Origin of the sequence: Lactobacillus kefiranofaciens (genome assembly GCF_900103655.1) — a bacterium.
In the GTDB taxonomy this organism is placed as follows: Bacteria; Bacillota; Bacilli; order Lactobacillales; family Lactobacillaceae; genus Lactobacillus; species Lactobacillus kefiranofaciens.
This window is the reverse complement of sequence record NZ_FMXC01000002.1, coordinates 123618-136283: the sequence shown is the minus strand read 5'-3', so window position 1 is coordinate 136283 and position 12666 is coordinate 123618. Positions and strand designations below refer to the sequence as shown.

The 12666-nt window shown below is 40.2% G+C and carries 15 protein-coding genes; 14 read left to right on the top strand and 1 reads right to left on the bottom strand.

From position 1 onward, the window contains the following. Positions 1 to 14 precede the first annotated feature (14 nt). Positions 15 to 3674, top strand: a complete 3660-nt coding sequence (gene rpoC / locus BLP58_RS01940; RefSeq protein ID WP_013855332.1) for a DNA-directed RNA polymerase subunit beta' — start codon at positions 15 to 17, stop codon at positions 3672 to 3674. A gap of 54 nt (positions 3675 to 3728) precedes the next feature. Here rpoC and BLP58_RS01935 read toward each other — a convergent pair whose 3' ends face one another. Continuing rightward, positions 3729 to 4409 (bottom strand): prepilin peptidase, encoded by a 681-nt coding sequence (locus BLP58_RS01935; RefSeq protein WP_013855333.1) that lies wholly within the window; start codon positions 4407 to 4409, stop codon positions 3729 to 3731. Between the two features lie 182 nt (positions 4410 to 4591). Between BLP58_RS01935 and rpsL the strand changes: the two genes are divergently transcribed. The 13 genes from rpsL to rpmC all read left to right on the top strand — a co-directional run bounded on the left by rpsL (position 4592) and on the right by rpmC (position 12666). Continuing rightward, entirely contained in the window at positions 4592 to 4999 is a 408-nt protein-coding gene (gene rpsL / locus BLP58_RS01930; RefSeq protein WP_007126796.1) for a 30S ribosomal protein S12, read from the top strand. Between the two features lie 15 nt (positions 5000 to 5014). Next, positions 5015 to 5485, top strand: coding sequence for a 30S ribosomal protein S7 (gene rpsG / locus BLP58_RS01925; RefSeq protein ID WP_013855334.1), 471 nt, complete (start codon positions 5015 to 5017; stop codon positions 5483 to 5485). Positions 5486 to 5518: 33 nt separating this feature from the next. After that, entirely contained in the window at positions 5519 to 7612 is a 2094-nt protein-coding gene (gene fusA / locus BLP58_RS01920) for an elongation factor G (RefSeq protein WP_013855335.1), read from the top strand. A gap of 300 nt (positions 7613 to 7912) precedes the next feature. After that, on the top strand, positions 7913 to 8221 hold the full coding sequence (gene rpsJ / locus BLP58_RS01915) for a 30S ribosomal protein S10 (protein ID WP_003549023.1): 309 nt from the start codon (positions 7913 to 7915) through the stop codon (positions 8219 to 8221). Between the two features lie 23 nt (positions 8222 to 8244). After that, the gene (gene rplC / locus BLP58_RS01910; protein ID WP_013855336.1) at positions 8245 to 8883 is read left to right on the top strand and encodes a 50S ribosomal protein L3; all 639 of its coding nucleotides are present in this window, start codon (positions 8245 to 8247) and stop codon (positions 8881 to 8883) included. A 14-nt stretch (positions 8884 to 8897) separates the two neighbouring features. Further along, entirely contained in the window at positions 8898 to 9515 is a 618-nt protein-coding gene (gene rplD / locus BLP58_RS01905) for a 50S ribosomal protein L4 (protein WP_013855337.1), read from the top strand. After that, positions 9515 to 9820 (top strand): 50S ribosomal protein L23, encoded by a 306-nt coding sequence (rplW, locus tag BLP58_RS01900; protein ID WP_013855338.1) that lies wholly within the window; start codon positions 9515 to 9517, stop codon positions 9818 to 9820. The genes rplD and rplW overlap by 1 nt, the downstream gene beginning before the upstream one ends. A gap of 15 nt (positions 9821 to 9835) precedes the next feature. Further along, entirely contained in the window at positions 9836 to 10672 is an 837-nt protein-coding gene (rplB, locus tag BLP58_RS01895; protein ID WP_013855339.1) for a 50S ribosomal protein L2, read from the top strand. Positions 10673 to 10690: 18 nt separating this feature from the next. Further along, complete coding sequence (rpsS, locus tag BLP58_RS01890) at positions 10691 to 10978, top strand: 30S ribosomal protein S19 (protein WP_013855340.1); 288 nt, start codon at positions 10691 to 10693, stop codon at positions 10976 to 10978. A gap of 19 nt (positions 10979 to 10997) precedes the next feature. Beyond that, positions 10998 to 11351, top strand: coding sequence for a 50S ribosomal protein L22 (rplV, locus tag BLP58_RS01885; RefSeq protein ID WP_013853500.1), 354 nt, complete (start codon positions 10998 to 11000; stop codon positions 11349 to 11351). A 13-nt stretch (positions 11352 to 11364) separates the two neighbouring features. Next, positions 11365 to 12039 carry a 30S ribosomal protein S3 gene (gene rpsC / locus BLP58_RS01880; protein ID WP_013853501.1) on the top strand — a complete coding sequence of 225 codons (675 nt, stop codon included), beginning with the start codon at positions 11365 to 11367 and terminating at the stop codon, positions 12037 to 12039. Continuing rightward, a complete protein-coding gene (rplP, locus tag BLP58_RS01875; protein ID WP_013853502.1) occupies positions 12039 to 12479 on the top strand; it encodes a 50S ribosomal protein L16 in 441 nt (146 codons plus the stop codon). The genes rpsC and rplP overlap by 1 nt, the downstream gene beginning before the upstream one ends. After that, a complete protein-coding gene (rpmC, locus tag BLP58_RS01870; RefSeq protein WP_003549032.1) occupies positions 12469 to 12666 on the top strand; it encodes a 50S ribosomal protein L29 in 198 nt (65 codons plus the stop codon). The genes rplP and rpmC overlap by 11 nt, the downstream gene beginning before the upstream one ends.

Genomic DNA, 12666 nt, shown 5'->3' with positions numbered 1-12666 from the left:
AGGAGGTTAAACTTTTGATCGACGTAAATAAATTTGAAAGTATGCAAATTGGTCTTGCATCACCTAACAAGATCAGAAGCTGGTCATATGGTGAAGTTAAGAAGCCAGAAACCATCAACTATCGTACTTTAAAGCCTGAAAAAGATGGTCTGTTTGATGAAAGAATCTTTGGACCAACTAAAGACTGGTCATGTGCTTGTGGTAAGTACAAGGGTGTTAGATATCGTGGCATCGTTTGTGACCGTTGTGGCGTTGAAGTTACCTCTTCTAAGGTAAGAAGAGAACGGATGGGTCACATTGAATTGGCTGCTCCTGTAACTCACATTTGGTATTTTAAGGGTATTCCATCACGTATGGGTTTAGTCTTGGATATTTCTCCAAGATTGCTTGAAGAAGTTATCTACTTTGCTGCATATATCGTAATTGATCCAGGTGATACTGATCTTGAACCTAAACAATTACTGACTGAAGCAGAATATCGTGAACAAAAGGCTAAATACGGCAACCGTTTTGAAGCTAAGATGGGTGCCGAAGCTATTCGTGAATTGCTTAAGAAGGTTGACCTTAACAAAGAAGTTAAGGATTTGAAGAAAGAACTTCAAACTGCAACTGGTCAAAAGCGTACTCGTGCAATTAGACGTTTGGATATTTTGGACGCATTTAAGAACTCAGGCAACAAGCCTGAATGGATGGTCATGGATGCTGTCCCAGTTATTCCACCAGACCTTCGTCCAATGGTTCAACTTGAAGGTGGTCGTTTTGCTACCTCTGACTTAAACGATTTGTACAGACGAGTTATTAACCGTAATAATCGTTTAAAGAGATTGCTTGATTTAAACGCTCCAAGCATCATCGTTCAAAACGAAAAACGTATGCTTCAAGAAGCTGTTGATGCTTTGATCGATAACGGTCGTCGTGGCCGTCCAGTTGTTGGACCAGGTAACCGTCCACTTAAGTCATTGTCACACATGCTTAAAGGTAAGCAAGGTCGTTTCCGTCAAAACTTACTTGGTAAGCGTGTTGACTACTCAGGTCGTTCAGTTATCGATGTTTCACCAAAATTGAAGTTCTATCAATGTGGTGTTCCTCGTCCAATGGCTTTGGAATTATTTAAGCCATTCGTAATGCACGAATTAGTTAAGCGTGGAATTGCTTCTAATATTAAGAATGCTAAGCGCAAGATTGATCGTGAAGACGATGATATTTGGGATGTACTTGAAGACGTAATCAAGGAACGTCCAGTTCTTTTGAACCGTGCGCCTACTCTTCACCGTTTGAGTATTCAGGCTTTTGAACCAATTTTGGTACCAGGTAAGTCAATCAGACTTCACCCATTAGCTTGTGAAGCCTACAACGCCGACTTCGATGGTGACCAGATGGCCATTCACGTTCCACTTTCAGACGAAGCTGTTGCTGAATCACGTTTGTTAATGTTAGCTGCTCACCATATTTTGGCTCCTAAGGATGGTAAGCCTATCGTTACTCCATCACAGGATATCGTTTTAGGTAACTATTGGTTAACACAAGCTGAACGCGGTCGTGAAGGCGAAGGCATGATCTTCAGTTCACCAGCTGAAGCTGCTGTAGCATATGCAAATGGCGATATTCACTACCATACTATTATTGGTATGTCAGCAGATGCTATGCCTAAGAAGCCATGGCCTAAGGGACATGAACACGGCATTTTCATTACTACTTACGGTAAGATTGTGTTCAACCAATTGTTCCCAGATGACTACTTCTACATCAACGAACCAACTGAAGAAAACTTGAATAACCCATTAGCTGCTAAGTACTTCTTGGGTGAAGGCGAAGATATTCACGAAAAGATTGATCAAATCGGTGATGATTTAATCGCTACTCCATTCAAGGGTAGCTTCTTGTCAGATTCTATTGCTACTATCTGTAAGTACTATAAGGTTCAAAGAACTTCAGAATACCTTGATGACTTAAAGAAGTTAGGTTACACTAGTTCAACTACTTCAGGTATTACCATTGGTATGACTGACGTTCCTGAAATTCAAGACAAAGATGAAAAGGTAGCTAAAGCCCGTAAGCAAGTTGACGTTGTTTCTAAGCAATTTAGACGTGGTTTGATTACTGAACAAGAACGTCACGATCGAGTAATTAGCATTTGGAATGCATGTAAGGATGAAATCCAAAATGAAATTGCTCAAATTCACGCTCCACGTAACCCAATTTCAATCATGGCCGACTCAGGTGCCCGTGGTAACATTTCTAACTTTACTCAGTTAGCTGGTATGCGTGGTTTGATGGCTACTCCTAACGGCGGTTTGTTTGAAATTCCTGTTACCTCAAACTTCAAGGAAGGCTTGTCAGTACTAGAATTATTCATGTCCACTCACGGTGCTCGTAAGGGTATGACTGATACTGCTTTGAAGACCGCTCAGTCAGGTTATTTGACTCGTCGTTTGGTTGATGTTGCTCAGGATGTCATTATTCGTGATGATGATTGTGGTACCGACCTTGGTATTACAGTTAGCGCCATCATGGAAGGCGACGAAATGATCGAACCATTATTTGATCGTTTGCTTGGTCGTTTCACCGCTGAAACTGTTAAGGATCCAGAAACTGGTGAGGCTATCGTTGGCAAGGATGTCATGATGGACGAAAAGATGGCTCACAAGATTTGTGATGCTGGCGTAACCCACGTTAAGATTCGTTCAATCCTTACCTGTGATACTCCACATGGTGTATGTCGTAAGTGTTATGGTATGAACTTGGCTACTGGTGAAGAAGTTGAAGTCGGTGAAGCAGTTGGTACTGTTGCTGCACAATCAATTGGTGAACCTGGTACTCAGCTTACTTTGAGAACTTTCCACAACGGTGGTGTTGCCGGTGCTGAAGATATTACTCAAGGTTTGCCTCGTGTTCAAGAATTGTTCGAAGCACGTAACCCTAAGGGTCGTGCAACCATTTCTGAAGTAGATGGTGTAATTGATTCAATTCAAGAAAACCCAGCAGAACATACTCGTGAAATTACTGTTAAGGGCAAGATTGATACTAGAAGCTATAGTGTTCCATATACTGCTTCAGTTGCTGTAGCTGAGGGTGATTACGTTCACCGTGGTGATAAGCTAACTCTTGGTTCTGTTGACCCTAAGGAATTGATCCAAGTAACTGATACTTTGACCACTGAAGAATACATCTTGGCTGAAGTACAAAAGGCCTACAGAATGCAGGGTGTAGATATTGCCGACAAACACGTGGAAGTATTGACTCGTCAAATGTTGCAAAAGGTTCGTGTCCTTGACCCAGGTGAAACCGATATTCTGCCAGGTGAGGTTATGGATATTGGCCAATTCAGAGATCGTAACAAGGAAGTTATCATTTCTGGTGGTATTCCAGCAACTGCTCAAAGTGTTATCTTGGGTATTACTAAAGCTGCTTTGGAAACTAACAGTTTCTTATCAGCTGCTTCATTCCAGGAAACTACGCGTGTTCTTACTGATGCTTCAATTAGAGGCAAGAATGACCCACTTCTTGGTCTTAAGGAAAACGTTATTATTGGTAAGATTATTCCAGCTGGTACTGGTATGCCTGTATATCGCAATATGGAACCTGAATCAGATGTTAAGAAACCAGATTCAGTTTACTCAATTGCCGATATTGAAAAGCAAATGAAGGAAAAAGACAAAGCTAAACAAAAATAGCATAATATAAGAAAAGCGTTTCTACTCGCAAATGAGCGGAAACGCTTTTTCTTTTTACAAAAATTGTGTAATTATGAGTCCAATTAAAATATAAGGAATGAACGGATAATGATAATTAGTTGCCCTTGTATCAATTAAATAAATCAGAATCAATAATATGGAAGCAAAAAGAAGAACTAGATTAGTAATTGAAGGCGTGAAGTATAATGCAATGATGAGGTAGATAAGCAAATCACCACTTCCCATGTTTTGCTTAAAAATATTCCAGCTAAAGACTAAGATAAGTAGTAAGAGAGAAAGCCAGTCAATTAATTGAAAACAGGGGATTTGATTGTCAATTAGAATTACTAGAAATGCTGGGAAAATTAATGGCAAATCGAATTCTTTTTGTTGATAATCAGCAATTGCTACTAAAAATAATGAAAATAATAAAATTCCAGTTAAAAGACCCGCTTTACTACTAAAGTCAATTAAACAAAAAGCAAAACCACCGAGCAATTCGAAGAAAAATAGTTCAGGTGGAATTTTTGTTTTGCAATACTTGCAGCGGCCTTTTAGCAATAAAAAAGAAATAAGTGGTAATTCATCAAGTAGTGATAATTCAAAATGACAGTTATCACAACGTGAGCGCGTCAGTATAAAATTTTGAGTAGTATAACGTTGATAAAATACGCAAGCATGGGATGCTAAACAACATCCGATTAAAAAATTAGTAAAAGTATAAAATGAATACAAAAAATCACCTCATTATTTATTACGCAAAAAAATTGTATTTTTTCTTTTTATTTTAAAAAAGTTTGATTTCTAATAAAATCCGAGTACAATAGTGTTTGTATGTTTTGAACAGTCTATTCGTGAGTCTAAAAAGAAACTCCCGGATGTGTGAACAAAATAGTAATTTTTAGGAGGAAAAATTAATGCCAACCATTAATCAATTGGTAAGAAAAGGCCGTCATTCAAAGGTTACTAAATCAAAGTCACCTGCTTTGAATTACAGCTACAATAGTATGAAGAAGGAATCAGTATTCAACCCAGCTCCACAAATGCGTGGTGTTGCAACTCGTGTTGGTACTATGACTCCAAAGAAGCCTAACTCAGCTTTACGTAAGTATGCTCGTGTTCGTCTTTCAAACTTAATTGAAGTTACTGCCTACATCCCAGGTGAAGGCCACAACTTGCAAGAGCACTCAGTCGTATTAATCCGTGGTGGTCGTGTAAAGGACCTTCCTGGTGTTCGTTACCACATTGTTCGTGGTGCCCTCGATACTGCTGGTGTTGACGGCAGAAAGCAAGGCCGTTCTAAGTACGGTACTAAGAAAGATTAAAGGAGGAGTTAAATAATGCCTAGAAAAGGTCACGTAACTAAGAGAGACGTTTTAGCAGATCCAGTTTACAACTCAAAGCTTGTTACTAAGTTAATCAATCACTTAATGGTTGACGGTAAGAAAGCTAAGGCATCTTCAATCCTTTACGATGCTTTCAACATTGTTCAAGACAAGACTGGTAAGGAACCACTTGATGTATTTGAAGAAGCTATGAACAACGTTATGCCAGTTTTGGAAGTTAGAGCTCGCCGTATCGGTGGTTCAAACTACCAAATCCCAGTTGAAGTACGTCCTGAAAGAAGAACTACTTTAGGTTTAAGATGGCTTGTTTCATACGCTCGTTTACGTAACGAACACACTATGGATGAACGCTTAGCTAACGAAATTATTGATGCTTCAAACAACACTGGTTCAGCAGTTAAGAAGCGTGAAGATATTCACCGTATGGCTGAAGCTAACCGTGCATTCGCACACTACCGCTTCTAATTCGTTCGTTTTAATTTAAGGAGAGAATAATTTATGGCTAACAAGCGTGAATTTCCATTAGAAAAGACACGTAACATTGGTATCATGGCCCACATCGATGCGGGTAAGACTACCACTACTGAACGTATCCTTTACTACACTGGTAAGATCCACAAAATTGGTGAAACTCACGAAGGTGATTCACAAATGGACTGGATGGATGAAGAAAAGGAACGTGGTATTACCATTACTTCTGCAGCTACTACTGCACAATGGAAAGATCACAGAATTAACATCATCGACACCCCAGGGCACGTTGACTTCACTATCGAAGTAGAACGTTCACTCCGTGTTCTTGATGGTGCCGTAACTGTTCTTGATGCTCAAGCCGGTGTTGAACCACAGACTGAAAACGTATGGCGTCAAGCTGAAGCATACGGTGTTCCTCGTATTGTTTTTGTTAACAAGATGGATAAAATCGGTGCTGACTTTGATAAGTCAGTTAAGTCATTGCATGAACGTTTAAACGCTAATGCACATGCCGTTCAAATGCCTATTGGTGCTGCTGATACTTTTGAAGGTGTTATCGACTTAATCAACATGGTTGCTGACATCTATGATGAAGACAAGCTTGGTTCTAAGTGGGATACTGTTCCGGTTCCAGATCAATACAAGGCTGAAGCCGAAAAGCGTCGTGGCGAATTGATTGAAGCCGTTGCTGATGTTGATGACGGCATTATGGAGAAGTACCTTGGCGGTGAAGAAATTTCTAACGATGAATTAAAGGCAGCTATCCGTAAAGCCACTATTAACTTGGAATTCTTCCCAGTATACGCTGGTTCAGCATTCAAGAACAAGGGTGTTCAAATGATGCTTGATGGTGTTATTGACTACTTACCATCACCACTTGATGTTAAGCCTTATGTTGCTCATGATCCTAAGACTGGTGATGAAGTTGAACTTAGAGCTAACGATGATGAACCATTTGCTGCTTTGGCATTCAAGATTGCTACTGATCCATTCGTAGGTCGTTTGACTTTCATCCGTGTCTACACTGGTTCTCTTGAATCAGGTTCATACGTATTGAACGCATCAAAGAATTCACGTGAACGTGTAGGTCGTTTACTTCAAATGCACGCCAACGAACGTAAGGAAATCCCAGAAGTATTCTCAGGCGATATTGCTGGTGCCATTGGTTTAAAGAACACCACTACTGGTGATTCATTAACTGATCCTAAGCGTCCACTTATTTTGGAAAGTTTGAAAGTCCCAGATCCAGTTATCCAAGTATCAGTTGAACCTAAGTCAAAGGCTGATCGTGATAAAATGGATGTTGCTTTGCAAAAACTTACTGAAGAAGACCCAACCTTTAGAGCTGAAACTAACCCAGAAACTGGTCAAACTTTGATTTCAGGTATGGGTGAGCTTCACCTTGACATCATGGTTGAACGTATGAGACGTGAATTTAACGTTGATGCTAAGATTGGTGAACCACAAGTTGCCTACCGTGAAACCTTTACTAAGGAAGCTAAGGCACAAGGTAAGTTTGTCCGTCAGTCAGGTGGTAAAGGTCAATACGGTGATGTTTGGATTGACTTTACTCCTAACGAAGAAGGCAAAGGCTACGAATTCGAAGACGCTATTGTCGGTGGTGTTGTTCCTCGTGAATTCATTCCTTCAGTTGATCAAGGTTTGCAAGAAGCTATGAAGAATGGTGTTCTTGCAGGTTACCCATTGATCGACGTTAAGGCTAAGCTTTACGATGGTAGTTACCACGAAGTCGACTCATCAGAAGCTGCCTTCAAGGTTGCTGCATCATTTGCTTTAAAGAATGCTGCTTCTAAGGCTGGTGCTGTTATCTTGGAACCAATTATGAAGGTTCAAGTAACTACCCCAGAAGAATACTTAGGTGACGTTATGGGTTCAATCACTGCTCGTCGTGGTACCATGGAAGGTATGGAAGACAGAGCCGGTGCTAAGATCATTAACTCATTTGTTCCACTTTCAGAAATGTTTGGTTATGCAACTACTTTGCGTTCATCAACTCAAGGTCGTGGTACATTTACGATGGTATTTGATCATTACTCACCAACTCCTAAGTCAATTCAAGCTGAAATCATTAAGAAACGTGGCGGAGACGCTGAATAATTTTTAATTGTTTTAGCTTATTGAAAGCAATTACACTATAAAAAAGAGTTATCGGAAAAATTCGGTGACTCTTTTTTTGAAAATAAATTTTGAAAAAATCTCCTTAAACCTTGATATTTAAGGAAAGACAAAGTACAATAGTCTTTGTGCTTGAGGGACGATTGTGCCCTGAAGCTATTAATTTGTTGTAAGCGTCGACACAAAAGGTTGCGGCACGCCAGGCTGCATTGCCACAGTGGCGTGCGGGGAATTTTTGCCGAGCGAGTCATCTTTTAAAGAAGACGTTAAGGAGGTAATTTAATGGCAAGTCAAACAATTCGTATTAGACTTAAGTCTTACGAGCATGGTATTCTCGATGAATCAGCTGCTAAGATCGTAGCTACTGCAAAGAGAACTGGTGCTGAAATTTCAGGCCCAGTTCCTCTTCCAACAGAAAGAACTTTATTCACTGTTCTTCGTTCACCACACAAGAACAAGGACTCACGTGAACAATTTGAAATGCGCACTCACAAGCGTTTAATTGATATTTTGAATCCAACACCTAAGACTGTTGATTCATTAATGAAGCTTGATCTTCCAAGTGGCGTAGACATCGAAATTAAACTGTAATTTAAATAGAAAGAGGTGTAATCATGACCAAAGGAATCTTAGGAAGAAAAGTTGGTATGACTCAAATCTTTACTAAAGATGGTGCCTTAGTTCCTGTAACTGTTGTTGAAGCAACTCCTAACGTTGTTATGCAAGTTAAGACTGTTGAATCAGATGGTTACGAAGCTGTTCAATTGGGTTACCAAGACAAGCGTGAAGTTTTGAGCAACAAACCAGAAAAAGGTCATGCTGATAAAGCAAAGACTTCGCCTAAGCGCTTCATTCGGGAAATCCGCGGTGTTGAGCTTAAGGACTATGAAGTCGGCTCAGAAGTTACTGTGGATACATTTAAGGAAGGTGACGTTGTAAACGTTACTGGTACTTCAAGAGGTCATGGATACCAGGGTAACATTAAGCGTTGGGGCCAATCAAGAGGACCAGAAACCCACGGTTCAAGATACCACAGAATTCCTGGTTCAATGGGTTCCATTATCAACCGTGTACCAAAGGGCAAACATTTGCCAGGTCACATGGGTGTAAAGAAAGTTACCATTGAAAACTTAGTAATTGAAAAAGTTGTTGCAGACAAGAACGTATTAATGATTAAGGGTAACGTCCCAGGTGCTAAAAACTCATTGATCGTTGTTAAGACTGCTTCTAAAGCTGTTAAGGCTGATAAATAGGAAGGAGGACTAGAATGGCTAATTTAAAAGTTATGGATCAAAACGGTAAAGACTCTGGTGAAGTTACTTTGAACGATAAAGTTTTTGGTATTGAACCTAACGAAAGTGTCGTTTTTGAAGCAATCATTAGACAAAGAGCCGGTAAGCGTCAAGGTACCTCAAAGGTAAAGAATAGATCTGCTGTTCGCGGCGGTGGTAAGAAGCCTTGGAGACAAAAGGGTACTGGTCGTGCTCGTCAAGGCTCTATCAGAGCTCCACAATGGCGTGGTGGTGGTACAGTATTTGGCCCAACTCCTCGTTCATATGCATACACAATGCCAAGAAAGCAACGTCGTTTGGCTATTAAGTCAGTTCTTTCCCAAAAGTTGATTGACAATGACTTGATCGTTTTAGATAAGTTGACTATGTCAGCTTCTAAGACCAAGGATTTAGTATCAATGTTAAGTAGCTTAAATGTAGATGGTAAAGTATTAGTTGTTTCAGATGACAACAATGTACAACTTTCTGCAAGAAACTTGGCTAAGGTTAAGGCTGTTCCAGTTAATGGCTTGAATGTTGAAGATGCTGTTAACTACGACAAGTTAATCTTAACTCAAGAGGCTGTTAAGAAGATTGAGGAGGTTTTGGCTTAATGAACGCACGCGATATCATTTTAAGACCTGTCATTAATGAAAAGTCCACGAACTTAATGGATGATAAGAAGTACACATTCGACGTGCTTTTAACTGCAACCAAGACACAAGTTCGCAACGCTGTTGAAGAAATCTTCGATGTTAAAGTTAAGAGCGTTAACATTATGAACGTTCGCGGCAAGGACAAACGAGTTGGCCGGTACACCGGTAAGACTGCTCGTCGTAGAAAGGCTATCGTTACTTTAACTAACGATTCAAACGACATCAAGATTTTCCAAGACGAAGATAAAGAAGACAACAAGTAATAGGAGGTCAGTCAATTGGCTATTAAGATTTACAAGCCAACCACGAATGGTCGTCGTCATATGACTTCTTCCGACTTTGCTGAGATTACCAAGACTAAGCCTGAAAAGACTTTGCTTGAATCACAATCACACACTGCAGGTCGTAACTCATATGGTCATATCACTGTAAGACACCGTGGTGGTGGTCACAAACAAAAATACCGTATCATCGACTTTAAGCGTAACAAGGATAATGCTAAAGCAGTTGTAAAGGCTATCGAATATGATCCAAACAGAACTGCTAACATTGCTTTGCTTCACTACACTGATGGTATTAAAGCATATATCTTAGCTCCTAAGGGCTTAAAGGTTGGCGATATCGTTGAATCAGGCGATATGGCAGACATCAAGCCAGGTAATGCTTTAGAGTTAAAGAACATCCCAGCAGGTACTTCAATTCACAACATTGAATTAAGACCTGGCAAAGGTGGTCAACTTGTTAGAAGTGCTGGTGCTTCAGCTCAAATTTTGGGTAATGATGGTAACTACACTTTAGTAAGATTGCAAAGTGGCGAAGTTCGCAAGATTTTGTCAACTTGTCGTGCTACTATTGGTATTGTTGGTAATGAACAACATTCATTGATCCAATTAGGTAAAGCTGGTCGTAAGCGTTGGTTGGGCAAGCGTCCACAATCACGTGGTTCTGTAATGAACCCTAACGATCACCCACATGGTGGTGGTGAAGGTAAGGCTCCAGTTGGTCGTCCACAACCTATGACTCCATGGGGTAAGAAGGCACGTGGTATTAAGACTAGAAATACCAAGAAGGCCAGCGAGAAGTTAATCATTCGTCACCGTAAGGGTAGCAAGTAATAGAAGGAGGGTTAATTAATGAGCCGTAGTATTAAAAAAGGTCCTTTTGCTGATGCATCATTATTAAAGAAGGTTGATGCACAAGCAGATGCAGATAAGAAGCAAGTCATTAAGACTTGGTCACGTCGTTCAACTATTTTCCCTTCCTTTGTTGGTTTGACTATAGCTGTTTACGATGGTAGAAAACACGTTCCAGTATATATTACTGAAGACATGGTTGGTCATAAATTAGGTGAATTTGTTCCAACGAGAACTTTCCATGGACACAGATCCACTGAAGATAAAGCCACCACAACACAAGCTTAGAGGAAGGAGAAACATCTAAATGGCAGAACAAATTAGTTCAGCTAAGGCTGAATCAAGAACTGTTCGCATCGCTCCAAGAAAAGCTCGTTTAGTCGTTGACTTAATTCGTGGCAAGAGCGTTGCTGAAGCATTAGCAATCTTAGAATTTACGCCTAGAGCTGCTTCCCCAATCGTTGAAAAGGTTTTACGTTCAGCTATTGCTAACGCAGAACACAACTACGATCTTGAAAGTGCTAACCTTTACGTATCAGAAGCGTACGTAAACGAAGGTGCAACTTTAAAGAGATTCCGTCCCCGTGCTAAGGGTATGGCTTCTCCAATTAACAAGAGAACCAGTCACGTAGTTGTAGTAGTTTCAGAAAAGAACGATTAAGGGAGGTATATTAATGGGTCAAAAGATTAACCCAAACGGTTTTCGTCTCGGTGTCATCCGTGATTGGAAATCAAAATGGTATGCTGACAAAGGATACAAAGAAACTTTAAACGAAGACCTTCGTATCAGAAAGTTTATCTCAGAAAAATTGAAGGAATCTTCAGTATCCACTGTTGAAATTGAACGTGCAGCTAACAGAATTAACATTTCAATTCATACTGCTAAGCCAGGTATGGTAATTGGTAAAGGTGGTTCTGAAGTTGAAGCTTTAAGAAAACAATTAAACGCTTTAACTGGTAAGCAAGTTCACATTAATATTGTTGAAATTAAGAAACCAGATCTTGATGCTGAATTAGTAGCAGACGGTATTGCTCGTCAACTTGAAGCTCGTATTGCTTTCAGACGTGCTATGCGTCAAGCTACCCAAAGATCTATGCGTGCTGGTGCCAAGGGTATCAAGGTTCAAACCTCAGGTCGTTTGAACGGTGCCGACATGGCAAGAAGAGAATGGCACACAGAAGGTCGTGTTCCATTACAAACTTTGAGAGCTGATATTGATTACGCTTGGGTAAATGCTTTCACTACTTATGGTGAAATTGGTGTTCAAGTTTGGATCAATCGTGGCGAAATCTTACCAACTCGTAAGAATAAGCCAGCTTCAAAGCCAGCGAAGGGAGGAAATAGATAATGCCTTTAGTACCAAAGCGAGTAAAACACCGTCGTGAATTCCGTGGTAAGATGCGTGGTGCTGCTAAAGGTGGTAAGTATATCGCCTTTGGTGAATACGGTCTTGAAGCCCTTGAATCACACTGGATCACTAACCGTCAAATTGAAGCAGCCCGTGTTGCTATGACACGTTACATGAAGCGTGGCGGTAAAGTTTGGATTAGAATTTTCCCTCAAAAGTCATACACTGCTAAAGGTGTAGGTGTACGTATGGGTTCTGGTAAAGGTGCACCTGCAGGTTGGGTAGCTGTAGTAAAGAGAGAAAAGATTTTATTTGAAATTGGTGGCGTTTCTGAAGAAGTTGCTCGTGAAGCTTTAAGACTTGCTTCAACTAAGTTGCCAATCAAGACTAAGTTTGTAACTAAAAGTTCGGAAGTAGGTGGCGAATCTAATGAAGGCTAAAGATATCAGAGCATTAACCACTGATGAAATGTTAGAAAAAGAAAAGCAATACAAAGAAGAACTCTTTAATTTGCGTTTCCAACAAGCAACGGGTCAATTAGAAAATACCGCTCGTTTGAGCAAAGTCCGCAAGAATATCGCCAGAATTAAGACTATTCTGAGCGAAAAAGCGTTAGAAAACAATTAG